This window comes from Polaribacter sp. OB-PA-B3 (genome assembly GCF_054589375.1).
Genome location: NZ_BAAIIX010000003.1, coordinates 151,629 through 175,372, shown reverse-complemented (window position 1 = coordinate 175,372; position 23,744 = coordinate 151,629). Strand labels below are relative to the sequence as shown.

The following is a 23,744-nucleotide window of genomic DNA, read 5'->3' as shown; positions in this document are numbered from 1 at the left end:
CTATTTATTTGATTTTCTATTGCTGTTTCCTGTCTTCATTAAACCATCATAATGATTGTTTAATAAATACGAGTTAATTTGTTGCATTGTATCAATTGCTACACCTACCATAATGATTAATGATGTACCACCGTAAAACATTGCCCATCCCTGTTGTACTCCAAACTGAACCACAATTGCAGGTAATATAGACAATGCAGCTAAAAATAACGATCCTGGAAAGGTTATTCTTGATAATACACTATCTAATCTATCAGCAGTATCTTTTCCAGGTCTAATGCCAGGAATAAAACCACCACTTCTCTTCAAATCCTCTGCCATTTTATTAGTAGGGATTGTAATTGCAGTATAAAAGTAACTGAAAATTATAATTAACAAAGCAAATATCACATTGTACTGCCACCCATTAGGATCTGTTAAACCAACTAATGCTGGAAATCTTTGACCTAAAGCTAATGGCAAAAACATGATAGCTTGAGCAAATATAATTGGCATTACACCTGCTGCATTTAATTTCAAAGGAATATAATCTCTTGAACCTGCAACATTTTGTACATTACCTGCAACTGTTCTTCTTGCATATTGTACAGCAATTTTTCTAACAGCTGTAACTAATAAGACAGTTAATAAAATCACTACAAACCAAACAATAATTTCAATTAAAATCATCATTAAACCACCTGCACCAGCATTTTCTGTTTTAGAAACAAATTCTTGCAAAAATGCAGCAGGAAAATTAGCAATAATACCCACAGTAATTAATAATGAAATTCCATTACCAATACCTTTGTCTGTAATACGCTCACCTAACCACATAGCAAAAATTGTACCTGCGGTTAAGATTATGATTGAAGATACCCAAAAAGTTAAACCACTCACTAAAAAAGCTTCTGGTGGCAAGTTAAATTGAGTTTTAATAGCTGTAATATACGTTGGTGCTTGCACTAACGTAATAACTATTGTTAACCATCTTGTAATTTGTGTAATTTTTTTTCTACCACTTTCTCCATCTTTTTGTAATTTCTGTAAATAAGGAACAGCAATTCCCATTAACTGAACTACAATAGAAGCAGAAATGTATGGCATTATACCAAGAGCCATTACTGACGCCCTAGCAAATGCCCCACCTGTAAATGCATTCAATAATCCTAAAAGACCTCCCGAAGTACTTTCTTTTAAAGCTGATAGTTGTAATGGATCTATACCTGGTAAAGGTACAGCAGCCATAAAACGATAAACAGCAATTAAACCGATAGTAAGAAGAATTTTGTTTTTTAACTCTTCAATCTTGAAAATTTCCTTTAGCGTATTAATAAAATTCATCATTTACGTGTTCTTATAAAGCAACAGCCTCTCCTCCAGCTGCTTCTATAGCTGCTTTTGCTGATGCTGTAAATTTATGTACAGTTATATTTAATTTAGCTTTTAACTCTCCATTTCCTAAAATTTTAACTAGGTCATTTTTACCAGCTAATCTGTTAGCAACTAAGATATCTAAATTTACTGTATCTGTTATTTTTCCACTATCAACTAAAGATTGTAATTTATCTAAATTGATTCCTTGATACTCCTTACGGTTTATATTTGTGAAACCAAATTTAGGTACACGTCTTTGAAGAGGCATTTGACCACCTTCAAAACCTATCTTTTTAGAATAACCAGAACGAGATTTCTGACCATTGTGACCTCTTGTAGCAGTACCACCTTTTCCAGAACCTTCACCTCTTGCAATTCTTTTTCCTTTTTTAATGGAACCCTCTGCAGGTGTTAAATTATGTAAACTCATTTTTTATAAATCTTATTTAATTTCTTCGAAAGAAACTAAGTGTTTAACTGTATTTACCATACCAATAATTGTAGGAGTTGCCTCATGCTCTACAGTTTGGTTCATTTTACGTAAACCCAAAGCCTCTAAAGTTCTTTTTTGACTTTGAAGACGTCCGATTTGACTTTTTACTTGTGTAACTTTAATTCTTGCCATCGTTCTTAGATTTATCCGTTAAATACTTTTTCTATAGATATACCTCTTTGCTTAGCAATAGAAGATGCACTTCTTAATTGTAATAATGCATCAAAAGTAGCTTTTACAGCATTGTGAGGATTAGATGATCCTTGAGATTTTGATAATACATCATGTACACCAACAGATTCTAATACGATACGTACAGCACCACCAGCAATAACCCCTGTACCAGGAGATGCAGGCTTAATAAAAATCTTAGCTCCACCAAATTTACCTTTTTGTTCGTGAGGTAAAGTACCATCTAAAATAGGAATTCTAACTAAGTTTTTCTTTGCATCTTCAACTGCTTTTGCAATTGCAGAAGAAACATCTTTAGATTTCCCTAAACCATGACCAACAACACCATTACCATCACCTACAACTACAATTGCAGAGAAACCAAATGCTCTACCACCTTTTGTAACTTTAGTAACACGTTGTACACCTACTAATTTATCTACAAGTTCTAACCCACTAGGTTTAACTCTTTCTACGTTTTTATAACCTTGCATATTTTCTTAAAATTTTAAACCAGCTTCTCTTGCAGCTTCTGCTAATACTTTAACTCTACCATGGTATAAATAACCATTTCTATCAAAAGCAACATTTTCTAATCCTGCTTTAGTAGCTTTTTCTGCAATTGCTTTACCTACCGCAGTAGCTGCTTCAATTTTAGAACTTGCTTTAATATCTTTATCTCTAGATGAAACAGCAGCTAAAGTTACTCCGTTTACATCGTCTACTATTTGAGCGTAAATTTCTTTGTTACTTCTATAAACCGATAATCTTGGTTTTGTAGCAGTACCAGAAATAATTTTTCTAATTCTACGCTTTATTCTAGCTCTTCTTTCTAGCTTTGATAATGCCATATTGCTATATTATTATGCAGATTTACCTGCTTTTCTTCTTAATAATTCACCAACAAACTTAACACCTTTACCTTTATATGGCTCTGGAGCTCTAAAAGAACGAATCTTTGCAGCTATTTGACCAACTAATTGTTTGTCAAATGAAGTTAATTTAATGATTGGGTTTTTCCCTTTCTCTGATACTGTTTCTACTTTCACTTCTGGAGCTAATTCTAAAACAATATTATGAGAGAAACCTAAAGCTAAGTCTAATTTTTGACCTTGATTTGAAGCTCTATAACCAACTCCAACAAGTTCTAATTCTTTAGTCCAACCTTTACTTACACCTTCAACCATGTTATTGATCAAAGCTCTCATTAAACCATGTTGTGCTTTATGGTCTTTGCTTTCCGATGCTCTATCTAATGTGATAACTCCATCTTCAATACTTACTGTAATTCCTTCAGAAATAGTTTGAGATAACTCTCCTAATTTTCCTTTAACAGTAATTACGTTGTCTTTAATGCTTACATCTACACCTTGTGAAATGCTAACGGGATTTTTTCCTATTCTACTCATTTCTTAAAAATTAATAAACGTAACATAAAACTTCTCCTCCAACATTTTCTTGACGTGCCTTTTTATTTGTCATAACACCTTTAGATGTTGAAACAATAGCAATTCCAAGTCCATTTAATACTCTTGGCATCTCTGCAGAGCCAACATACTTTCTTAAACCTGGCGTACTGATACGTTGAATTTTTCTAATTACTGACTCTTTTGTTTCCTTGTCATACTTTAAAGCTATCTTGATAGTTCCTTGAACTTTATCATCATTAAATTGATAACTTAAAATAAACCCTTGGTCAAACAAAATTTTAGTCATTTCCTTCTTCAAATTTGAAGCTGGAATTTCCACTACTCTGTGTCCTGCAGCGATTGCATTTCTAACTCTTGTTAGAAAATCCGCAATTGGATCTGTATACATACTTATTTATATTGCGATTACGGTTTTCAAATACCTCTATTTATGCTACAGATTTCTCTGTGATAAATGAACCTATAATCAGTTAAAATTCTTATACTCAAAAAAAATAGAGCGTGCAAAGATACACATTCTATTTTTATTTTTAAGCTTTATTTAAAATTTCTACCAACTTGCTTTTTTAACACCTGGTATTAATCCTTGATTTGCCATTTCACGAAACGTTACACGAGAGATACCAAATTGTCTCATATATCCTTTTGGACGTCCAGTTAATTTACATCTATTGTGCATTCTTACTGGTGATGCATTTTTTGGTAATTTTTGCAATGCTTCATAGTCTCCTGCTTCTTTTAAAGCTTTTCTCTTTTCTGCATATTTTGCAACTGTTTTTGCTCTTTTACGTTCGCGAGCTTTCATTGATTCTTTAGCCATTTCTTAATTTTTTTTGAATGGTAAACCTAATTCTCCTAATAATGACTTTGCTTCCTTATCAGTATTTGCAGATGTTACAAATGTAATATCCATACCGTTGATTTTCTTAACTTGGTCAATATTTATCTCTGGGTAAATGATTTGTTCAGTAATACCTAAATTGTAATTACCTCTACCATCAAATCCATTTGCTTTAATACCGTTGAAGTCTCTTACACGTGGCAAAGAAGCTGTAACTAATCTGTCTAAAAATTCATACATTTTATCACCTCTTAACGTAACTTTAGCACCAATTGGCATTCCTTTACGTAATTTAAATGATGCAACATCCTTTTTAGACATTGTAGATATCGCTTTTTGACCTGTGATTTTAGTCAACTCTTCTAAAGCATAATCTATTAATTTCTTATCTGCAATAGCAGCACCAACACCTTTAGAAACAACAATCTTTTCTAACTTTGGTACTTGCATTACATTTTTATAACTGAATTCTTCAGTAAGAGCTTTAATCACTCTTTCTTTGTATTCTGATTTTAATCTTGGTACGTAACTCATGATTATTCTTATTTTTTAGTTTTTTTAGAGATTCTAGTTTTAGTATCTCCATCAACCTGATAACCTACTCTTACAGCTACACCTTCTTCTACTAACATTACGTTAGATATATGAAGAGAAGCTTCTTTCTTTACAATACCACCTTGAGGATTTTGAGCATTAGGTTTGGTGTGTTTAGAAACTAAATTTACACCTTCTACTAAAACTCTATCCTTATCTTTGATAATTTGTAAAACCTTACCTTCAGATCCTTTGTGATCTCCTGCAATTACTTTTACAGTATCTCCTGATTTTAATTTAAACTTCTTCATTTTATTATAATGTTAAAGCACTTCAGGTGCTAATGATACTATTTTCATGAATTGTTTCTCACGAAGTTCACGTGCAACTGGTCCGAAAACACGAGTTCCTCTCATTTCCTCTGTAGGATTTAAAAGTACACAAGCATTATCATCAAATCTGATATAAGATCCGTCTTTACGTCTAACTTCTTTCTTTGTTCTTACAACAACTGCTCTAGATACTTGACCTTTTTTTACAGTTCCGTTAGGAGTTGCAGATTTAACCGATACAACAATCTTGTCTCCAATACTTGCGTAACGCTTTTTTGTACCTCCTAAAACTCTAATTACTAAAACTTCTTTAGCTCCAGTATTATCTGCTACTTTTAATCTTGATTCTGTCTGTAACATATTATTTAGCTCTTTCTAGGATTTCTACTAATCTCCAACGTTTAGATTTACTCATAGGTCTAGTTTCCATGATCCTAACTGTATCTCCTTCGTTGCAATCATTCTTTTCGTCGTGTGCAACGTACTTCTTAGTCTTTAATACGAACTTTCCGTACATTGGGTGCTTAACTCTCTTAGTTTCAGCAACAACAATAGATTTTTCCATTTTGTTACTAGAAACAACACCAATTCTCTCTTTTCTAAGATTTCTTTTTTCCATCTTTAAAACTGACTATAGAATTATTGTAATTCTCTTTTTGTTAATTCTGTTGCAATTCTTGCTACAGTTCTTCTTAAACTTCTCAACTGCAATGGGTTCTCCAAAGGAGTTATTGCGTGAGCCATTTTAAGATCAGTATAATTCTTTTGCAACGCTCCAAGCTTTTCATTAAGATCTGCTATAGATAATTCTTTTATTTCTGATTGTTTCATTGTATTTAGAATTAAGCGTTAATATCAAAATCTCTTGCTACTACAAACTTCGTTCTTACTGGAAGTTTTTGAGCTGCTAAACGTAAAGCTTCTTTTGCAACATCCATTGGTACTCCACCAATTTCAAACAAAATTCTACCCGGTTTAATAACTGCAACAAAATGATCTGGTGCTCCTTTACCCTTACCCATACGTACTTCTAAAGGCTTCTTAGTGATAGGCTTATCTGGAAATATTTTAATCCATAACTGACCTTCTCTTTTCATATGACGAGTAGCCGCAATACGAGCTGCTTCTATCTGACGCGAAGTTAATAAATTCTGGTCTAAAGATTTTATACCAAACATTCCGTTAGAAAGTTGATTTCCTCTACCAGAAATACCAGTCATATTTCCTTTCGCCTTCTGTACCTTACGGTATTTTACTCTTTTTGGCTGTAACATTTTTAATTTCTAATTTTAAAAATTATTTTCTTCTACGAGGTTGACGCTTAGATCTATCACCACCTTTAGAACCAGACTGTTTCTTAGACAATCCTACTAGTGGAGATAATTCTCTTTTACCATAAACTTCGCCTTTCATAATCCATACCTTCACACCTAATCTTCCGTATGTAGTATGAGCTTCTACAAGTGCATAATCAATATCAGCTCTAAAAGTAGAAAGAGGAATTCTACCTTCTTTAAAGTGCTCTGAACGTGCCATTTCTGCTCCATTTAAACGTCCTGAAATCTGAATTTTAATACCTTCAGCATTCATTCTCATTGTAGCCTGAATAGCCATTTTAATAGCTCTCTTATAAGAAATTCTATTCTCAATTTGACGAGCAACACTAGTTGCTACTAATCTCGCATCTAATTCTGGACGCTTAATTTCAAAAATATTAATTTGAACTTCTTTTCCTGTAATTTTCTTAAGCTCTTCTTTTAACTTGTCTACCTCTTGACCACCTTTACCGATAATAATACCAGGTCTAGCAGTAGTGATAGTAACGGTTACAAGTTTTAAAGTACGCTCTATAATTACTCTAGAAACACTTGCTTTAGATAATCTAGCATGAATATACTTTCTTATCTTATCATCTTCAGCAATTTTATCTCCGTAGTCATTACCACCGTACCAGTTAGATTCCCAACCTCTGATGATTCCTAAACGATTTCCTATTGGATTAGTTTTTTGTCCCATTTCTACTTTGATTATTTGCTTATTGTTTTAGTACCTAACTCTAAAGTAACGTGATTAGAACGCTTACGAATTCTATGTGCACGACCTTGTGGAGCTGGTCTTAATCTTTTTAACATTCCTGCGCTATCTACATAAATAGTTTTCACATATAATCCAGCATCTTCTATAGCTGCATCTTCATTCTTAGCTTGCCAGTTTGCAATTGCAGACAACAATAATTTCTCTAAGTTTATCGATGCTTCTTTAGGGCTAAATTTTAAGATTTGTAAAGCTTTTTCAACTTCAACACCTCTTACTTGATCTGCTACTAAACGCATTTTTCTTGGTGATGTAGGACAGTTAGTAAGCTTAGCGAAAGCACGTTGCTTTCTATCTGCTTTTAACTGATCTGCCATATTTTTTTTACGAACTCCCATTTCCTACTATTTTTTTCCTTTATTTTTTGCACCAGCGTGTCCTCTAAAAGAACGAGTTGGTGAAAATTCGCCTAATTTATGCCCTACCATGTTTTCTGTAACGTAAACCGGTACAAACTGACGTCCGTTATGAACAGCAATTGTTTGTCCAACAAAATCTGGAGTAATCATACTTGCTCTAGACCAAGTTTTGATTACTGTTTTGTTTCCACCTTCTACATTAGCTAACACTTTTTTCTCTAACTTATAGTGAACGTAAGGTCCTTTTTTTAATGATCTTGCCATAACTTATTATTTCTTTCTACGTTCTATAATATACTTATTACTAGCTTTGGTTTTAGATCTAGTCTTGAATCCTTTAGCAGGTATACCATTTCTTGATCTTGGATGCCCTCCAGAAGAACGTCCTTCACCACCTCCCATTGGGTGATCAACAGGGTTCATTCTTACTGCGTTTGTTCTAGGTCTTCTACCTAACCATCTAGATCTACCAGCTTTACCTGAAACAAGTAATTGATGATCTGAATTAGATACAACACCAATAGTTGCCATACAAGTTAACAAGATTAATCTTGTTTCACCAGAAGGTAACTTAACTGTAGCATACTTACCATCTCTTGCCATTAATTGAGCAAAAGAACCAGCAGAACGAGCCATAACAGCTCCCTGACCTGGACGTAATTCTATACATGAAATAGTAGTTCCTAAAGGAATTTCACTTAAAGTCATTGCATTTCCAATTTCTGGAGCAACATCTTTACCTGAAATAATAGTTTGACCTACTTTTAAACCGTTTTGTGCAATTACATAACGTTTTTCACCATCAGCATAACTTAATAGAGCTATAAAAGCAGTACGATTTGGATCGTATTCTATTGTTTTTACTGTTGCAGGAATACCTTGCTTATCTCTTTTAAAATCGATAATACGATATTTTTGTTTATGACCACCACCAATATTACGTGTTGTCATTCTTCCCTGATTGTTTCGACCTCCAGATCGTTTTTTCGGAGCAAGTAAACTTTTCTCCGGCTTATCAGTTGTTATGGTGTCGAACCCATTTACAACTCTAAAACGCTGACCTGGTGTTATTGGTTTTAATTTTCTAACTGACATTTTTGTCTTTTAAAGATTGTTATAAAAATCAATACTTTCTCCTTCTGCTAACTGTACAATTGCTTTTTTGTACCCACTCTTAATACCAGTTACTAAACCTTTTTTAGTAAACTTCGTATTTCTTTGAATTGGGTAATTTAAAGTTCTTACACTAGATATAGAAACCCCATAAGCAGACTCAACTGCTGATTTAATTTCTAATTTATTAGCATTTTTATCTACTACAAATGCATAACGATTAAATACTTCACTATCGTTTGTAGCTTTTTCCGTAATAATAGGTTTTATTAAAATACTCATTTCGAATCCCTATTTGCTTAAATTAGTGTTTATACCTTCTAAAGAACCTTCAGTTATAACAACTTTATTTGCATTTAACAAACCATAAGTATTAATTTCTGAAACTTTAATTACTTTAGAATTTTTCAAATTACGTGATGATAAGTACACATTTGCATTATCACTACCTAAAACAAATAAAGATTTTTTAGTATCTAACTCTAACGCTTTTAAAACGTTTAAAAAGTTTTTAGTTTTTGGATTTTCAAAATTAAAATCTTCAACTATTACTAAATTTTCATCATTTGCTTGAATACTTAAAGCAGACTTACGTGCTAAACGCTTTAAGTTTTTATTCAATTTAAAAGAATAATTTCTAGGTCTTGGTCCGAACATACGTCCACCACCTCTAAAAACACCAGACTTGATAGAACCTGCTCTTGCAGTACCAGTTCCTTTTTGTTTTTTTATCTTTCTTGTAGAACCAGCAATTTCTGCTCTTTCTTTAGATTTGTGCGTTCCTTGACGTTGGTTTGCCAAATATTGCTTAACATCTAAATAAATAGCATGATCATTAGGCTCAATACCGAATACATCTTTAGAAAGCTCAACCTTTCTACCTGTATCTTTTCCTGTAATATCTAAAACAGCTACTTTCATTATTTCTGAATAGTTACAAAAGCATTTTTGTGTCCAGGAACCGCTCCTTTAACAACAAGTAAGTTCTTTTCAGCAACTACTTTTAATACTCTTAAGTTTTGTACTTTCACTTTATCTCCACCCATTCTACCTGCCATGCGCATTCCTTTGAATACTCTTGCAGGATAAGATGCAGCACCAATAGAACCCGGAGCTCTTAAACGGTTATGTTGACCATGCGTAGCTTGACCAACACCAGCAAATCCATGACGCTTTACAACACCCTGAAAACCTTTACCTTTAGAAACACCAGAAACATCCACAAATTCACCCTCTTCAAAGTGATCCACAGATATAGAATCTCCTAATTTATACTCACCTTCAAACCCTTGAAATTCAACGACTTTTTTCTTTGCAGTGGTGCCAGCTTTTTTAAAGTGACCGTCTAACGCTTTGTTAGAGCTCTTCGCCTTCTTGTCATCGAAACCAAGTTGTAACGCATTGTAGCCGTCAACCTCTTCGGTTCTGACTTGGGTAACAACGCAAGGACCCGCTTCGATTACTGTACAAGGAATATTCTTCCCGTTTTCATCAAATAAACTGGTCATTCCAATTTTTCTTCCTATTAACCCAGACATTTAGTTAAAATTTTAGACGAATAGATATTTATCCAGCGCGTCTATATTAATAATTATATTTTTGAAACAATTGTTTCATTACACATCCTTAAATTTTCACCAAAAAAAACAGCGCAAACAAATTCAACGCTGATTTTGTTTTTTCCGTTTTTCCTTCGCGAAACGCTCCAGACATGTCACTATTAGTGATATTTCTATCAAAAACAGCATTACCCTACTCTATTTCGGGTTGCAAAAGTATAAAAAACTTTCGGTTTAACAAAATTAAACCGAAAGTTAATATTTTACTTAAACTTTAATCTCAACTTCAACACCACTTGGTAACTCAAGTTTCATTAAAGCATCAATAGTTTTCGAAGAAGAACTATAAATGTCTAATAATCTTTTGTAAGCAGCTAATTGAAATTGCTCTCTAGATTTTTTGTTTACGTGTGGAGAACGTAAAACTGTAAAAATCTTTTTATGTGTTGGTAAAGGAATTGGCCCGTTTACAACAGCACCAGTACTTTTTACCGTCTTAACGATTTTCTCAGCAGATTTATCTACTAAATTATAATCGTAAGACTTTAATTTTATTCTAATTTTTTGACTCATCTTAAATTATTTAGTCGATTAACCTTTAGATTTTGCAATTACTTCTTCAGATACGTTAGAAGGAGTTTCTGCATAATGTGAAAATTCCATAGTTGACGTAGCTCTACCAGAAGACATAGTTCTTAATGCGGTAACATAACCAAACATTTCTGATAATGGCACTAAAGCCTTTACAACTTTTGCTCCGTTACGATCACTCATATCATTAACCTGCCCTCTTCTTCTATTTAAATCACCAACAATATCTCCCATGTTCTCCTCTGGAGTTAACACTTCTAATTTCATTAATGGCTCCATAATTTTAGCCTTAGCAGCTTTAGCAGCAGCTTTAAAACCTAATTTAGCAGCTAACTCAAAAGATAATTGATCAGAATCCACTGCGTGGAAAGATCCATCCTTTAAAGTTACTTTCATAGAATCCATTTCGTATCCAGCTAAAGGTCCATTTTTCATAGCTTCTTTAAATCCTTTTTCTATAGAAGGTACAAATTCTTTAGGAACGTTACCACCTTTAATAATAGATTCAAAAACTAATCCCTGAACACCTTCATCAGCAGGCTCCATAGTAAATACTATATCAGCAAATTTACCACGACCACCAGATTGTTTTTTGTAAACCTCTCTATGATCTGCAGAAGCAGTAATAGCTTCTTTATACTCTACCTGAGGCTGACCTTGATTAACTTCAACTTTGAATTCACGCTTTAAACGATCTACAATTACATCTAAGTGTAACTCTCCCATTCCAGAAATAATAGTTTGCCCAGAAGCTTCATCAGAACGAACAGTAAATGTTGGATCTTCTTCAGCTAACTTACCTAAACCAATACCTAATCTATCAACATCGGCTTTTGTTTTAGGTTCAACAGCAATACCAATTACAGGGTCTGGAAAATCCATAGATTCTAAAACAATTGGATGCTCTTGAGAAGATAAAGTATCTCCTGTTTTGATAGATTTAAAACCTACCGCAGCACCAATATCCCCAGCTTCGATAAAATCAATTGCATTTTGCTTGTTTGCATGCATTTGATAAATACGTGAAATACGTTCTTTTTTACCTGAACGGTTATTTAAAACATAAGAACCTGCATCTAAACGACCAGAATATGCTCTAAAAAAAGCTAAACGACCAACAAAAGGATCTGTAGCAATTTTAAATGCTAAAGCAGCAAAAGGCTCATCTACACTTGGCTTACGTAATTCTTCTTTATCTGTATCTGGGTTTACACCTACAATACCTTCTTTATCAGTAGGCGATGGTAAATAACGACAAACAGCATCTAATAAGAACTGAACACCTTTATTTTTAAATGCTGAACCACAAATCATAGGAATAATTGCCATATCCATTACAGCAGCTCTAAGCGCAGCATGCACTTCTTCTTCTGTAATAGAATCTTCATCTTCCATAAATTTTTCTAAAAGATTCTCATCATAACTTGCTACTTCCTCAATTAAAAGTGCACGGTATTTACGAGCTTCTTCTTTCATATCCTCAGGAATTTCGATAACATCGAAAGTTGCCCCTTGAGTCTCATCATGCCATACAATAGCACGGTTCTTTACTAAATCTATAATACCTTTAAACTCATCCTCGTCACCAATGTTTAAAACAATTGGCACCGCATTTGACTTTAACATATCTTTAACTTGTTGACAAACTCCTAAAAAGTCTGAACCCTGACGATCCATTTTGTTAACAAAACCAATTCTAGGTACTTTATAGTTATCAGCTAATCTCCAGTTAGTTTCAGATTGTGGCTCTACACCATCAACTGCTGAAAATAAGAAAACTAAACCATCTAAAACACGTAAAGATCTATTTACTTCTACAGTAAAATCAACGTGCCCTGGGGTATCAATAATATTAAAGTGATATCCTTTTGTTTCTGGAGTTTTTTCTCCGTTTTCTATTGGAAAGTTCCACGTACAAGTAGTAGCTGCAGAAGTAATTGTAATACCTCTTTCTTGCTCCTGCTCCATCCAGTCCATTGTAGCTGCACCATCATGCACCTCACCAATCTTGTGAGAAACACCTGTATAATACAATACACGTTCTGTTGTTGTAGTTTTTCCAGCATCAATATGTGCTGCAATTCCAATATTTCTTGTAAATTTTAAATCTCTAGCCATTTCTATTAAAATCTGAAGTGAGAGAAAGCTTTATTTGCTTCTGCCATTTTATGAGTATCAGTACGTTTTTTAACAGCAGCTCCTTCTTCTTTAGCCGCAGCTAAAATTTCAGCAGCTAAACGCTGTGCCATTGTTTTCTCGTTTCTTTTACGAGTGTACAAAATCATCCATTTAATAGCCATAGAAACCTTACGGTCTGGTCTAATTTGCATTGGTATCTGAAATGTAGCACCACCAACACGACGAGATCTTACTTCTACGTGAGGCATTACATTAGATAAACCATCTTTCCAAATCTCTAAAGCTGTTTTTTCTTCTTCACCCTTTCTTTCTTCTACGATATCTAACGCATCATAAAATACTTTAAAAGCTACTGACTTCTTACCATCCCACATTAAGTTATTAACGAAACGCGTTACTAACTGATCATTAAATTTTGGATCCGGTAATAAGACTCTTTTTTTTGCTGCTCTTTTTCTCATGTCTTTACATTAAAAAAGTTACTAATTTACTTTTTTGGGCGTTTTGCTCCATACTTAGATCTACGTTGGGTTCTACCCTCAACTCCTGCAGTATCTAATGCACCACGTACTACGTGATATTTAACTCCTGGCAAATCTTTTACCCTTCCACCTCTAACTAATACTATCGAGTGCTCCTGTAAGTTATGTCCTTCTCCTGGAATGTATGCATTTATCTCATTACCATTTGTCAATCTAACTCTGGCAACTTTACGCATTGCTGAATTAGGTTTCTTTGGTGTTGTAGTATAAACACGAGTACAAACTCCACGTCTTTGAGGACAAGACGACAAAGCAGCCGATTTACTCTTCTTAGTTATTTTGGTTCTTCCTTTACGAACTAATTGTTGAATAGTTGGCATACTAAATAATTACTGTTTTTCGTTTATAATTAAACATTGTCTCTTTTTTAAGAGTCCGCAAATGTACAACTAATTTCTAATTATTCAAATATCAGTGAGTTATTTTTCAAAAAACATTTTTTTAATACATACATTATCTACAAAACTTATACTTTTGATAATATTAAACCTGATAACGATTAATGCCTTTTAAAAACTTATTAATTCTAACTCTCTGTACTTTTCTTGTGACCAACACACTAAACGCACAAGAATATGAGTTGAATATTATATCAACAAACAAATCAGAAAACACACTCTTAAATAAAATACCTTATTTAAGAAAAATTAATGACTCTATTATCATAACAAAAGAGCTAAGAAAAATCGAAATAGAATTACAAAAACAAGGATACTACACTCATATGATTGATAGTGTAAAAAAAGAAAACGAAACTTTTAATATATATATAAGTCTTAATAATCAAATTAATGATATTAGCATATCTTTTTCAAAATTAAATCCTGACATATTAAAGGTATTAAAAATACCAACCACTAAAGCAATTGTTCAAAGTAATAAAATTGAAGAATACCTAAATAAGCTATCCTTAAAATTAGAACAAAATGGTTTTAGCTTCTCTAAAATTTATTTAGAAAATTACACAACATCAAATAAAACAATAAAAGCTACTTTAACGATAACCAACTTAAAGAAAAGAAAAATAAACAATACGATAATAAAAGGTTATGAAAATTTCCCGAAGAAATATTTAAACAACCATTACAACATTAGCTCTAAAACGATTTTTAATAATAATTTAATAAACAAAGTAAGTAAACTTACCAAACCCTTAAATTTCATCAAAGAAATTAAAAAACCAGAAATACTTTTCACAAAAGACTCTACCATACTATATATGTATTTAAAAAAAACAAACAGGAGTAGTTTTGATGGATTGCTAAATTTTGCAAACAACGATAACGGTAAAATAAAATTTAACGGTTATTTAGAACTAAATCTCTTAAACATAATGAACAAGGGAGAAGAAATAAATCTTGAATGGAGAAGCTTAAATAATGACAGAAGTGAATTTTCTCTAAACTTTACTACTCCTTATATTTTCAAATCAAAGATATCACCACAAATAAAATTTAACATATATAGACAAGATTCAACTTTTACAAATACTAAGTTTGAAACTAACTTAAAGTACAAATTATCTGAATATTCAAAAATATCATTTAACTACACTACAGAATCATCGACAGAAATTATTCAAACTGACAATACAGAAACATTTAATAATAATTTCCTCGGGTTTGGTTATGAATATACAGTTCCTAATTATGATGAATTCAACTCTGACAAATTTTCACTTTCAATCAAACCATCTATTGGAAAAAGAAAAACTACATCAGAAAACACGTCACAAATTAAAATTGAATCGAGAGTTAGTTATTTATTTAATTTAAATAAAAAAAACAAATTATACCTTCAAAACAATGTGGGTTTCTTAAATTCCGACAACTATTTAATTAACGAATTATTTAGGATAGGTGGTAAAAATACTATAAGAGGTGTTTATGAAAAAAGTATATTTACGGAAAACTACATAACACAAAATATAGAATATAGATACCTAACTAAAAAAGACGCTTACCTATACACAATAACAGATTTAGGAATAATCTTTAATAAAGCTGACAATAAAAAATTATATGGAATAGGAATAGGGTATTTATTTAACATAAATAAATCAAAAATTAACCTTTCTATAACAACTTTATTAAAAACAAGAAGCCCGAAACCCCTTGAAAACACTCAACTTTCAATTAATTTCATAAATTTTTTCTAACTAAAAAATGCATTTTAGTTCTAAAATTAACAATTATTAACGTTTTCATTGTTTTATTAATAAAATATTTAGATATTTGACATAATTAATTCAAATCAAATAAATAATGAAAACAAAGTTAAAGGGAATTTTAACGCTGTTACTGGCGTTTGTTGTGCAGATTAGTTTTGCGCAAGAAAAAACAGTTTCTGGAACAGTATCAGACGAAACAGGTCCACTACCTGGAGTAAGCATACTTATTAAAGGAACTAGTAAAGGTACTGACACTGATTTTAATGGTAAATATAAACTTAAAGCAAACGTAGGTGATGTTTTAATTTATAGTTACATTGGTTACGAGACTGTTAATAAAACAGTAGGAAATACAAATACAATAAATGTTACATTAGAAGTTGGAGCTAACGTTTTAGACGAAATAATTGTAACTGGTTTAGGTATTTCGAAAAAAGAAAAAGCAATTGGTTACGCTGTTCAAAAAGTTGAAGGTGGTGCAATTGATAAAGCTAAAGAACCAAATTTAGTAAACTCTTTACAAGGTAGAGTTGCAGGTGTACAAATCCAAGGAAGTCCATCTTCTTTAGGTGGTTCATCAAGAATTACTATCCGTGGATCAAACTCTTTTTTAGGAGATAACCAACCTCTTTTTATTGTGGATGGTGTGCCAATTAGTAACGCTAGTTACTCTTCTAATGCTCAACAAATTGGTTTTGGTGGTGGTAGCTACGATTATGGTAACGCAGCTTCAGAAATCGACCCTTCTAACATTGCAGAAATGTCTGTGTTAAAAGGTGCTGCTGCAACAGCAATCTATGGTTCAAGAGGAGCAAATGGAGTTATCTTAATTACTACTAAATCTGGAAAGAACCAAAAAGGTATTGGTGTGTCTTTTGACTCAAGTGTAACTTTTGATCAAGTAAGAAATTTAATACCTATACAAACAACATACGGAGGGGGTTCAACTTATGATACAGCAAGTGGTTTTAACGAATTCACACAAGATGGTGTAGCTTATTTAGCACCAAACTACGGTAAAGATGGTTCTTGGGGACCAAAATTTAACCCAAATGTATTAGTAAGACATTGGGATTCTTGGGATCCAGGATCTAGTAATTACAAGGAGGTTAGACCATGGGTTGCTCCTGAAAATTCTTATGAAAACTTTTTTAACACTGGAGTTACATTAATCAATACTGTATCCTTATCAGGAGGTAATGAAAAAGGAAATTTTAGAGTAGGTTATACAAACCTAGACCAAAAAGGTGTTACTCCTGAAGGTAAATTAAAAAGAAATACAATTACTGTAAGTACAGATTATAATTTATCAGAAAAATTAAAATCTAGTGTAGCTTTCACTTATGTTAAAACTGAAGCGGAAAATAGAAATGCAACTGGATATAATAATGCAAACCCATTACAAGCATTTACACAATGGTGGCAATCTCAATTAGATGTAACTAGGTTAAGAGATCAACAAAATACTACAGAAGGTAACCAATACACTTGGAACCCTAAAGGAATTATTGAAGATGCTTCAGGAAACTTAATTTCATTTGACGCAACTCCAAACTTTTTCGATAATCCATCATGGGTAAGAGAAAACTATTTACAAGAAGATACAAAAAACAGATTGTTTGGTAACGCTAACTTATCTTACGCAATAACTGACAAGTTAACATTTACAACTCAATTTGGTACTGATTTATTTCAATTCAGCATTAGAGAAGGTATTCCATTAAGATCTTCATCAGGATCATCTTATTCTGAAACAGAAAGAAGATTTCAAGAAACTAACATGGAAGCTCGCTTAAACTATACTACAGATATCAATGAAGACTTTACTTTTAGTGGATTTATTGGTGCTAATAGAATGAGAAGCTTTTCTAAAAGAACTTCATTAGCAACTTCAGGAGGTATTGTTGTTGACAAATTCTTCAACATTGCAAACTCATCTGTTGACCCAACAATAAACACATTTGAAAGTCAAAGAGGAATTAACAGTATTTTTGGTAGTGCATCATTTGGATGGAATGATATGTTATTTTTAGATTTATCAGCAAGAAATGATTGGTCATCTACTTTACCAAAGAAAAATAATAGCTACTTCTACCCTTCAGCATCATTTAGTTTTGCTGTATCGGAATTAGAATCTATCAAAGAAAGTGATGTTATCAATTTTGCAAAAGTTAGAGCTAGTATTGCTCAAGCAGGAAATGATGCTGGTGCTTATAGAATTGCAGATGTTTACAATCCAATTAATCCAAATTTCGGAGGTAATACATTATACAACGTTCCTAATTCTCAACAAAATCCAGATTTAGTAAATGAATTAACAACAGAGGTTGAATTTGGTTTTTTAGTGAAGTTATTAAGAAATAGATTATCTATTGATGCAGCATACTATTCTAGAGAAACAGTTGACCAGATTTTCAATGTTCCTTCTTCTGCAGCAACAGGATACACATCTAGATTATTAAATGCAGGTACTATGAGAAATTCTGGATTAGAATTACAAATAAGTGGTACACCAATTAAAACAGAAGATTTCTCTTGGGATTTAGGTCTTAACTTAACTAGTCAAAACAATGAAGTAGTTGAATTATTAAAAGATGAAGAAGGTAATACTGTAGTGGAAAGTATTGCACAAGGAGCAACTTGGGCAGCTGACTTAAGGATTCAAGAAGGACTACCTTATATGGCTGTATTTGGACAAGATTTTGTATATGACGATAATGGTAACAAACTTGTTGGAGCAGATGGAGGATATCAATTTACAGATGAAAGAGTATATTTAGGATCTGCTATAGCAGATTGGACAGGAGGTTTTAGTACAGCATTTAATTACAAAAACTTTACATTATCTGCTTTATTTGATTTTCAAGTTGGAGGTGTTATTCACTCTACTTCATTACAATGGTCTAAATACTCTGGTATGCACCCTGAAACAGTATCTTTCAACGGAGAAAGTGACGTAAGAGCAAATGGATTACTTTTACCAGGTGTTAAGGCTGACGGAACACCAAATGATATTAGAATAAATCCACAAACTTATTATAGCAATACATTTAGAAGAGCAGCTCCAAATGTTTATGATGCAAGTTTTATCAAATTCAGAGACATCAGATTAAGTTACAGTGTTCCTAATAAGATTTTAGAAAAAACACCATTTACAAGCCTTAGTTTAAGTGCCTTTGGAAGAAACTTAGGTATCTTGTATTCTGATGTACCATATATTGATCCACAAGTTGTTACAGGTTCTGGAAATGCGCAAGGTTTAGAAAATGCACAAATCCCACCTACAAGCTCTTTCGGATTTAACTTATCAGCAAAATTTTAAAAATTATAAAAAATGAGAAAAATAAAGATATACGCTCTGTTATTATTAACAACCACAATGTTTCACAATTGTGATGATAATTTATCAGACATTAATATTGACCCAAACTCAGCAGTACAAGTTGATGCGTCAACATTATTAACTACTGCAGAATATACATTTTATAACGCTATGGCTGGTGTTGGAATAAATGCAAGTTGGGGGTTATTAATGACACAACAATGGGCTGAAAATGAATACACAGATGATAGTAGATATAATCAAGATGTAACTAGTTACAGCGGGACATGGAACGCTATGTACGCAAGTGTATTAAAAGAATTAGATGCTGCAAAAGAACTTGTTGAATTACAAGACGTATCAAGTGCCATAAAAGGTAATAGAATAGCTATCTTAGATGTAATGACAGCAGAAGTTTATGCTTTTCTTACAGATGCTTTTGATGCTGTACCATACACTGAAGCAATATCAGATATAAACACACCTAAATATGATAGTCAAGAAGAAGTTTATAAAGGAATATTAGCTACACTTGACAATGCTTCAAAATCATTCAATTCTTCTGCACCATCTTTCGTAAGTGGAGAAGTAATTTTTGATGGAAATATTGATAGTTGGAAAAAATTAACAAATTCTTTAATGCTTAGATATGCAATGAGAATTGTTGATGTAGATCCAGCAACAGCTAGTAATTATATAAATATTGCAAGTTCTAACTTAATATCAAGTAATAGCGAAAACGCCTTATTTGTATTTGATACAAATCCTGCTAGATCTAATCCTTTATTTATAAATAACGATCCTCAACTTGGTAACAGAGATGATTTCGCAGTATCAAAATATTTAGTAGATACTTTAGAAGGAATGGGAGACCCAAGACTAGAGAAGTACGCCAAAGAAACTCCACAAGGAGGTATTGTTGGTATGCCTTATGGTCTTTTAGATAACGATGCAACAGCATTAAAACCAACAACTTCTAGACCTAGTGATGCAGTTAGATCTGCAACAACACCTCACGTAATAATGTCTTATGCAGAAGTTCAATTTTTATTAGCTGAAGCATACCAGAGAGGAATTTTATCTGGTGATGCTGCTGCTGCTTATGAAAATGCAATTACTGCATCAATGAATTATTGGGGTATTACAGATGCTACAGCAATTAGTGATTACGTAACAAATAACCCTTATGATGCAGCAAACTGGAAAGAATCTGTAGGTGTTCAAAAATGGATTTCATTATACATGGATGGATTTCAAGCATGGAATGAGTGGAGGAGATTAGATTATCCTCAATTAGCGGTACCAGCTGCTGCAGTAATAAACTCAATTCCTGTTCGTATGCCATATCCTTTATCGGAAACACAAACAAATTCAGCTCAATTAAATGCTGTAACAACAAATCCAGGTGATATGACAGCTAAAGTTTGGTGGGATGTAAATTAATTTTTTTAGATCTTCAAAATTTAGGCCGTTTAAAATATTTATATTTTAAACGGCTTTTTTTATATTATTAAATTAATATATTATAAATTAATGATTATTTAACAAAAAGTAAAATAAGGCTCATGATATTGAAAACATTTTATGTTAAAAAATTGTTTATTTAAGTTTATTTTAAGACTTTTGGGACTAATTAATTCAAATAATTATACAATGAAGACAAAGTTTAATGGAATTTTAACGCTATTACTGGCGTTAGTTGTGCAAATATCATTTGCTCAACAAAAGACTGTTAGTGGAACAGTTACTGATGATTCGGGCGCTCTACCCGGAGTAAGTATAGTAATTAAGGGTACTTCTACAGGTACGGAAACTAACTTTGATGGTAAATATACTTTAAAAGTTAGCAAAGGAGATGTCTTAGTATTTAGATACTTAGGGTACAAAGTAGTTGAGAGAGTTGTCAACAATTCTAACAGTATTAATATTAAATTAGTTGAGGATGCTAATGTCTTAGAAGAAATAGTTGTTACAGGTTATACTACTATAACTAAAGCAAAAGCTTCTACTTCATCAACACAACTTAATGCAAGTGCTATTGAGAATAGACCTAGTGGTAACTTAGTAAATTCACTTGCAGGTCAAGTTCCTGGATTAGATATTTCGATTAGTTCTGGTCAACCAGGTGCAAACGCTTTAGTACAGCTAAGAGGTGTAAACTCAATTAATGGTAACACAGAACCACTTTTTATCTTAGATGGTACTCCAGTAGATGAGGATAACTTTAGAAGTATTAATCAAAATGAAATTGCTTCAGTTACAGTATTAAAAGATGCGGGAGCTACAGCAATCTATGGTAGTAGAGGTGCAAATGGTGTTATTGTTATTAAAACTAAAACTGGTAGAAAAAACGCTCCTTTAGCTGTTAATTTTAATAGTGTATATAGTATATCACAATTTCCTTCAGACAAATACAATCTTATGAACTCTCAGCAATATGCTACTTTAGAAAGACAGAGAGGTATAGGATTAGGTTCAGGAGCTAGTGTAGGTATATCTTACCCGGCAAACGGATCTCCTTTAACTGATGAGCAAATAGCTGCTTTACCAAATGGAAATTGGGAAGATGAATTTTTAAGAATGGGACAAACAAAGAACCATACGCTTACATTAACAAGTGGTGGTGAAAACTCAAGTCAATTTACATCTTTAGGTTACTTTGAACAAGAAGGAATCCTTGCTGTAAGTGATTTGAAAAGATTTAATTTAAGAAACAACATCAACGGAGGTTCTGATAAATTTAAATATGGAACTTCAGTTTCTTTAAACTATTCTACTAATAACACTCCTACAAGTGTAGGTACAAGTGGTATTAATCAAAATCCTTTTTTTGGAGCTAATGGTGCACTACCTTACTTGTTACCAGAAGAAACTCCTACTGTTCAAGAATTAGTAGATAATTTAATTTTTGGTTATAGTCCATACTTTATTCAAGAAAAATTATTTAAAGATGTTTCTTTAGTTGAAGAACTTAAAATAATTGCATCTGTAAATGCAAGTTTAAATCTTACTGATAATTTAGTAGCAAGTGTTAATACAGGTGTAGATTATCAAGCAACATCTTTTGTTGGTACAAGAGACCCTGAAGGTTTTAATGCACAATATTTCAATCCTGAAAACCCAGGTTTTTCAAGTCAAAATTCAAGAAGAAGAGCTGCTTTTAATACAACAGCTTCTTTAAACTACAATATAGAATTTGACAAGCATACAATAAATGCAGGGATATATACTGAATATTTCAAAGCATTCTTAAGAGATTTTGGTTTCACATCTAACGGATTAAACCCAAAGACTTTCTTCCCTGGAGACGGAGCTGGATTTATTGGAGACAATGCTAACGACGATTTATTTGTAGATACAGTTTTTGCAAATAGAATTGATGCTGGTTTATTATCTTATTTTGGTACACTAGATTACGATTATGACTCTACTTTAGGGTTAAGTGCTACATTTAGACGTGATGCTTCTTATAGATTTTCTACGACAAATAGATGGGCTAATTTTTGGTCTGTTTCTGGTCGTGTAAATATCGATCAGTTTGACTTTATGGAAGATTCTGTATTCAATCAACTTAAATTAAGAGGTTCTTATGGTACTACAGGTAATCAGAGAATTAATGGAGGTAACTATTATACTTCTCCAGATTTAGCATTTGACTTTTTTGCTACAGGTGTAGGTTACAATGGTGAACAAACAATTGGATTAAGCCAATTAGGAAATGACACGTTAAAATGGGAAACTGTTGCTCAAGCTAACATAGGTTTAGATTTTGGTTTATGGAATAGTAGATTAAGAGGTTCTGTAGATTACTACAGAAAAAAAACAACAGATTTATTTCAGAGTTTACCTGTATCGGCAATTACAAGTGTAACATCAATTAACTCTAATGTTGGTAGCTTACACAATAATGGTTTAGATGTTAATCTTGCTTATGATATTATCAAAAACAATGATTTCAAATTAACTTTTAACACTGTTGCTAATTTTAATAAAAATTATTTAGCTGATTTACCGGCAGAAGTAGATGAAGTAACAGGAGAGGTTCAAATTGTTGGTATAGGTAGAAATGGTGGACCGATATTTGAAAGGTTCGACGTTAGATATGCTGGTGTAAACCCTGCAAATGGTAACGAATTATTTTATGATAAAGATGGAAACATCACTGAGACGCCTAACCCAGATACTGACAGAGTTTGGTCTGGATTAAATACAACTCCAGAAGTTCAAGGAAGTTTCGCATTTAATGGTGACTTTAAAGGTTTTTTCTTCGAAGCACAATTTGCATATGTTTTAGGTGTTGATCAATTAGACTTTGATTATGCAAACTTCATGGATCCAGGAGCAATTAGTCAATTTAATTTATCTTCAGACCTATTAAGAGCTTGGACACCTACTAATAGAATTACAGATGTTCCTTCTATCCAACCAGGTGGTAATGTTGGTACATTTGCTTCAAACAGATTTTTAGCAGATAAAGATTATTTAAGATTAAGATTTGCTTCAATTGGATATGCATTTCCACAGGAAGTACTTAAAAAAGTTGGTTTAAATACTTTAAGAATTTTTGCTAATGGTGAAAACTTAGTAACATTTACTAAATTTAGAGGTTTTGATGCTGCATCAAGATTATCAGGACGTGAATACCCAACTCCTGTAACATTTTCATTAGGAGTAGAAATAGGATTATAAAAAACAAAA

The 23,744-nt window shown here is 32.5% G+C and carries 29 protein-coding genes; 4 read left to right on the top strand and 25 right to left on the bottom strand.

Annotated elements, in window-relative coordinates; all coding sequences use genetic code 11:
* The 25 genes from secY to rpsL all read right to left on the bottom strand — a co-directional run bounded on the left by secY (position 1) and on the right by rpsL (position 13,874).
* On the bottom strand, positions 1-1,323 hold the full coding sequence (gene secY / locus ACYPV9_RS07920; RefSeq protein ID WP_299065069.1) for a preprotein translocase subunit SecY: 1,323 nt from the start codon (positions 1,321-1,323) through the stop codon (positions 1-3).
* 13 nt (positions 1,324-1,336) lie between these two features.
* The gene (gene rplO / locus ACYPV9_RS07915; RefSeq protein WP_299064885.1) at positions 1,337-1,786 is read right to left on the bottom strand and encodes a 50S ribosomal protein L15; all 450 of its coding nucleotides are present in this window, start codon (positions 1,784-1,786) and stop codon (positions 1,337-1,339) included.
* 12 nt (positions 1,787-1,798) lie between these two features.
* Positions 1,799-1,981: a 50S ribosomal protein L30 gene (gene rpmD, locus ACYPV9_RS07910; RefSeq protein ID WP_077809822.1), complete on the bottom strand. Its 183-nt coding sequence runs from the start codon at positions 1,979-1,981 to the stop codon at positions 1,799-1,801.
* An 11-nt stretch (positions 1,982-1,992) separates the two neighbouring features.
* On the bottom strand, positions 1,993-2,514 hold the full coding sequence (rpsE, locus tag ACYPV9_RS07905; RefSeq protein WP_077809823.1) for a 30S ribosomal protein S5: 522 nt from the start codon (positions 2,512-2,514) through the stop codon (positions 1,993-1,995).
* Positions 2,515-2,520: 6 nt separating this feature from the next.
* A complete protein-coding gene (rplR, locus tag ACYPV9_RS07900; protein ID WP_079737040.1) occupies positions 2,521-2,871 on the bottom strand; it encodes a 50S ribosomal protein L18 in 351 nt (116 codons plus the stop codon).
* 12 nt (positions 2,872-2,883) lie between these two features.
* Complete coding sequence (gene rplF / locus ACYPV9_RS07895; protein WP_299064883.1) at positions 2,884-3,429, bottom strand: 50S ribosomal protein L6; 546 nt, start codon at positions 3,427-3,429, stop codon at positions 2,884-2,886.
* 10 nt (positions 3,430-3,439) lie between these two features.
* Positions 3,440-3,838 carry a 30S ribosomal protein S8 gene (gene rpsH / locus ACYPV9_RS07890; RefSeq protein WP_299064882.1) on the bottom strand — a complete coding sequence of 133 codons (399 nt, stop codon included), beginning with the start codon at positions 3,836-3,838 and terminating at the stop codon, positions 3,440-3,442.
* A 162-nt stretch (positions 3,839-4,000) separates the two neighbouring features.
* The gene (gene rpsN, locus ACYPV9_RS07885; RefSeq protein ID WP_068363324.1) at positions 4,001-4,270 is read right to left on the bottom strand and encodes a 30S ribosomal protein S14; all 270 of its coding nucleotides are present in this window, start codon (positions 4,268-4,270) and stop codon (positions 4,001-4,003) included.
* A gap of 3 nt (positions 4,271-4,273) precedes the next feature.
* Positions 4,274-4,825, bottom strand: coding sequence for a 50S ribosomal protein L5 (gene rplE / locus ACYPV9_RS07880; protein WP_299064881.1), 552 nt, complete (start codon positions 4,823-4,825; stop codon positions 4,274-4,276).
* Positions 4,826-4,833: 8 nt separating this feature from the next.
* A complete protein-coding gene (gene rplX, locus ACYPV9_RS07875; protein WP_077809828.1) occupies positions 4,834-5,136 on the bottom strand; it encodes a 50S ribosomal protein L24 in 303 nt (100 codons plus the stop codon).
* A gap of 12 nt (positions 5,137-5,148) precedes the next feature.
* Positions 5,149-5,517 carry a 50S ribosomal protein L14 gene (gene rplN, locus ACYPV9_RS07870; protein WP_015482230.1) on the bottom strand — a complete coding sequence of 123 codons (369 nt, stop codon included), beginning with the start codon at positions 5,515-5,517 and terminating at the stop codon, positions 5,149-5,151.
* A gap of 1 nt (position 5,518) precedes the next feature.
* Positions 5,519-5,776, bottom strand: coding sequence for a 30S ribosomal protein S17 (gene rpsQ, locus ACYPV9_RS07865; protein ID WP_018943599.1), 258 nt, complete (start codon positions 5,774-5,776; stop codon positions 5,519-5,521).
* Between the two features lie 20 nt (positions 5,777-5,796).
* Positions 5,797-5,988 carry a 50S ribosomal protein L29 gene (gene rpmC / locus ACYPV9_RS07860; RefSeq protein ID WP_077809829.1) on the bottom strand — a complete coding sequence of 64 codons (192 nt, stop codon included), beginning with the start codon at positions 5,986-5,988 and terminating at the stop codon, positions 5,797-5,799.
* A gap of 11 nt (positions 5,989-5,999) precedes the next feature.
* Positions 6,000-6,431, bottom strand: coding sequence for a 50S ribosomal protein L16 (rplP, locus tag ACYPV9_RS07855; protein WP_079737041.1), 432 nt, complete (start codon positions 6,429-6,431; stop codon positions 6,000-6,002).
* 22 nt (positions 6,432-6,453) lie between these two features.
* The gene (gene rpsC / locus ACYPV9_RS07850; RefSeq protein WP_077809831.1) at positions 6,454-7,173 is read right to left on the bottom strand and encodes a 30S ribosomal protein S3; all 720 of its coding nucleotides are present in this window, start codon (positions 7,171-7,173) and stop codon (positions 6,454-6,456) included.
* Between the two features lie 11 nt (positions 7,174-7,184).
* The gene (rplV, locus tag ACYPV9_RS07845; protein WP_077809832.1) at positions 7,185-7,589 is read right to left on the bottom strand and encodes a 50S ribosomal protein L22; all 405 of its coding nucleotides are present in this window, start codon (positions 7,587-7,589) and stop codon (positions 7,185-7,187) included.
* Between the two features lie 6 nt (positions 7,590-7,595).
* Positions 7,596-7,874, bottom strand: a complete 279-nt coding sequence (gene rpsS / locus ACYPV9_RS07840) for a 30S ribosomal protein S19 (RefSeq protein ID WP_077809833.1) — start codon at positions 7,872-7,874, stop codon at positions 7,596-7,598.
* A 6-nt stretch (positions 7,875-7,880) separates the two neighbouring features.
* The gene (rplB, locus tag ACYPV9_RS07835) at positions 7,881-8,705 is read right to left on the bottom strand and encodes a 50S ribosomal protein L2 (protein ID WP_077809834.1); all 825 of its coding nucleotides are present in this window, start codon (positions 8,703-8,705) and stop codon (positions 7,881-7,883) included.
* 9 nt (positions 8,706-8,714) lie between these two features.
* Complete coding sequence (gene rplW / locus ACYPV9_RS07830; protein WP_299064880.1) at positions 8,715-9,005, bottom strand: 50S ribosomal protein L23; 291 nt, start codon at positions 9,003-9,005, stop codon at positions 8,715-8,717.
* 9 nt (positions 9,006-9,014) lie between these two features.
* A complete protein-coding gene (rplD, locus tag ACYPV9_RS07825; protein WP_299064879.1) occupies positions 9,015-9,644 on the bottom strand; it encodes a 50S ribosomal protein L4 in 630 nt (209 codons plus the stop codon).
* Positions 9,644-10,261, bottom strand: coding sequence for a 50S ribosomal protein L3 (gene rplC, locus ACYPV9_RS07820; RefSeq protein ID WP_077809837.1), 618 nt, complete (start codon positions 10,259-10,261; stop codon positions 9,644-9,646). Before rplC ends, rplD begins: the two co-directional genes overlap by 1 nt.
* A gap of 288 nt (positions 10,262-10,549) precedes the next feature.
* Positions 10,550-10,855 (bottom strand): 30S ribosomal protein S10, encoded by a 306-nt coding sequence (gene rpsJ / locus ACYPV9_RS07815; protein ID WP_068363283.1) that lies wholly within the window; start codon positions 10,853-10,855, stop codon positions 10,550-10,552.
* A gap of 18 nt (positions 10,856-10,873) precedes the next feature.
* Positions 10,874-12,991, bottom strand: coding sequence for an elongation factor G (fusA, locus tag ACYPV9_RS07810; protein WP_299064878.1), 2,118 nt, complete (start codon positions 12,989-12,991; stop codon positions 10,874-10,876).
* Positions 12,992-12,996: 5 nt separating this feature from the next.
* Complete coding sequence (rpsG, locus tag ACYPV9_RS07805; RefSeq protein WP_077809839.1) at positions 12,997-13,473, bottom strand: 30S ribosomal protein S7; 477 nt, start codon at positions 13,471-13,473, stop codon at positions 12,997-12,999.
* A gap of 26 nt (positions 13,474-13,499) precedes the next feature.
* Positions 13,500-13,874, bottom strand: coding sequence for a 30S ribosomal protein S12 (gene rpsL, locus ACYPV9_RS07800; protein WP_018943587.1), 375 nt, complete (start codon positions 13,872-13,874; stop codon positions 13,500-13,502).
* A gap of 260 nt (positions 13,875-14,134) precedes the next feature.
* On the opposite strand from rpsL, the gene ACYPV9_RS07795 reads away from it, so the two are divergent.
* The 4 genes from ACYPV9_RS07795 to ACYPV9_RS07780 all read left to right on the top strand — a co-directional run bounded on the left by ACYPV9_RS07795 (position 14,135) and on the right by ACYPV9_RS07780 (position 23,735).
* Entirely contained in the window at positions 14,135-15,712 is a 1,578-nt protein-coding gene (locus tag ACYPV9_RS07795; RefSeq protein ID WP_459742826.1) for a BamA/TamA family outer membrane protein, read from the top strand.
* A gap of 106 nt (positions 15,713-15,818) precedes the next feature.
* The gene (locus tag ACYPV9_RS07790; protein ID WP_459742824.1) at positions 15,819-19,046 is read left to right on the top strand and encodes a SusC/RagA family TonB-linked outer membrane protein; all 3,228 of its coding nucleotides are present in this window, start codon (positions 15,819-15,821) and stop codon (positions 19,044-19,046) included.
* Between the two features lie 12 nt (positions 19,047-19,058).
* Positions 19,059-20,489, top strand: a complete 1,431-nt coding sequence (locus ACYPV9_RS07785; RefSeq protein WP_459742822.1) for a SusD/RagB family nutrient-binding outer membrane lipoprotein — start codon at positions 19,059-19,061, stop codon at positions 20,487-20,489.
* Between the two features lie 210 nt (positions 20,490-20,699).
* Positions 20,700-23,735, top strand: a complete 3,036-nt coding sequence (locus tag ACYPV9_RS07780; protein WP_459742820.1) for a SusC/RagA family TonB-linked outer membrane protein — start codon at positions 20,700-20,702, stop codon at positions 23,733-23,735.
* The last annotated feature ends 9 nt before the right edge of the window (positions 23,736-23,744 follow it).

Excerpts from the sequence above, each read along its gene's own strand:
- rplF (WP_299064883.1), bottom strand. The coding sequence starts at position 3,429 with ATGAGTAGAATAGGAAAAAATCCCGTTAGCATTTCACAAGGTGTAGAT.
- ACYPV9_RS07785 (WP_459742822.1), top strand. The coding sequence starts at position 19,059 with ATGAGAAAAATAAAGATATACGCTCTGTTATTATTAACAACCACAATG.
- rplV (WP_077809832.1), bottom strand. The coding sequence starts at position 7,589 with ATGGGAGTTCGTAAAAAAAATATGGCAGATCAGTTAAAAGCAGATAGA.
- secY (WP_299065069.1), bottom strand. The coding sequence starts at position 1,323 with ATGAATTTTATTAATACGCTAAAGGAAATTTTCAAGATTGAAGAGTTA.
- rpsN (WP_068363324.1), bottom strand. The coding sequence starts at position 4,270 with ATGGCTAAAGAATCAATGAAAGCTCGCGAACGTAAAAGAGCAAAAACA.
- rpsJ (WP_068363283.1), bottom strand. The coding sequence starts at position 10,855 with ATGAGTCAAAAAATTAGAATAAAATTAAAGTCTTACGATTATAATTTA.
- fusA (WP_299064878.1), bottom strand. The coding sequence starts at position 12,991 with ATGGCTAGAGATTTAAAATTTACAAGAAATATTGGAATTGCAGCACAT.
- rplC (WP_077809837.1), bottom strand. The coding sequence starts at position 10,261 with ATGTCTGGGTTAATAGGAAGAAAAATTGGAATGACCAGTTTATTTGAT.
- rplP (WP_079737041.1), bottom strand. The coding sequence starts at position 6,431 with ATGTTACAGCCAAAAAGAGTAAAATACCGTAAGGTACAGAAGGCGAAA.
- rpsE (WP_077809823.1), bottom strand. The coding sequence starts at position 2,514 with ATGCAAGGTTATAAAAACGTAGAAAGAGTTAAACCTAGTGGGTTAGAA.
- rplE (WP_299064881.1), bottom strand. The coding sequence starts at position 4,825 with ATGAGTTACGTACCAAGATTAAAATCAGAATACAAAGAAAGAGTGATT.
- rpmC (WP_077809829.1), bottom strand. The coding sequence starts at position 5,988 with ATGAAACAATCAGAAATAAAAGAATTATCTATAGCAGATCTTAATGAA.
- rplB (WP_077809834.1), bottom strand. The coding sequence starts at position 8,705 with ATGTCAGTTAGAAAATTAAAACCAATAACACCAGGTCAGCGTTTTAGA.
- ACYPV9_RS07790 (WP_459742824.1), top strand. The coding sequence starts at position 15,819 with ATGAAAACAAAGTTAAAGGGAATTTTAACGCTGTTACTGGCGTTTGTT.
- rpsC (WP_077809831.1), bottom strand. The coding sequence starts at position 7,173 with ATGGGACAAAAAACTAATCCAATAGGAAATCGTTTAGGAATCATCAGA.
- rplR (WP_079737040.1), bottom strand. The coding sequence starts at position 2,871 with ATGGCATTATCAAAGCTAGAAAGAAGAGCTAGAATAAAGCGTAGAATT.
- rplW (WP_299064880.1), bottom strand. The coding sequence starts at position 9,005 with ATGAGTATTTTAATAAAACCTATTATTACGGAAAAAGCTACAAACGAT.
- rpsS (WP_077809833.1), bottom strand. The coding sequence starts at position 7,874 with ATGGCAAGATCATTAAAAAAAGGACCTTACGTTCACTATAAGTTAGAG.
- rpsQ (WP_018943599.1), bottom strand. The coding sequence starts at position 5,776 with ATGGAAAAAAGAAATCTTAGAAAAGAGAGAATTGGTGTTGTTTCTAGT.
- rplX (WP_077809828.1), bottom strand. The coding sequence starts at position 5,136 with ATGAAGAAGTTTAAATTAAAATCAGGAGATACTGTAAAAGTAATTGCA.
- rplD (WP_299064879.1), bottom strand. The coding sequence starts at position 9,644 with ATGAAAGTAGCTGTTTTAGATATTACAGGAAAAGATACAGGTAGAAAG.
- rpmD (WP_077809822.1), bottom strand. The coding sequence starts at position 1,981 with ATGGCAAGAATTAAAGTTACACAAGTAAAAAGTCAAATCGGACGTCTT.
- rpsL (WP_018943587.1), bottom strand. The coding sequence starts at position 13,874 with ATGCCAACTATTCAACAATTAGTTCGTAAAGGAAGAACCAAAATAACT.
- ACYPV9_RS07780 (WP_459742820.1), top strand. The coding sequence starts at position 20,700 with ATGAAGACAAAGTTTAATGGAATTTTAACGCTATTACTGGCGTTAGTT.
- rpsG (WP_077809839.1), bottom strand. The coding sequence starts at position 13,473 with ATGAGAAAAAGAGCAGCAAAAAAAAGAGTCTTATTACCGGATCCAAAA.
- rpsH (WP_299064882.1), bottom strand. The coding sequence starts at position 3,838 with ATGTATACAGATCCAATTGCGGATTTTCTAACAAGAGTTAGAAATGCA.
- rplN (WP_015482230.1), bottom strand. The coding sequence starts at position 5,517 with ATGTTACAGACAGAATCAAGATTAAAAGTAGCAGATAATACTGGAGCT.
- rplO (WP_299064885.1), bottom strand. The coding sequence starts at position 1,786 with ATGAGTTTACATAATTTAACACCTGCAGAGGGTTCCATTAAAAAAGGA.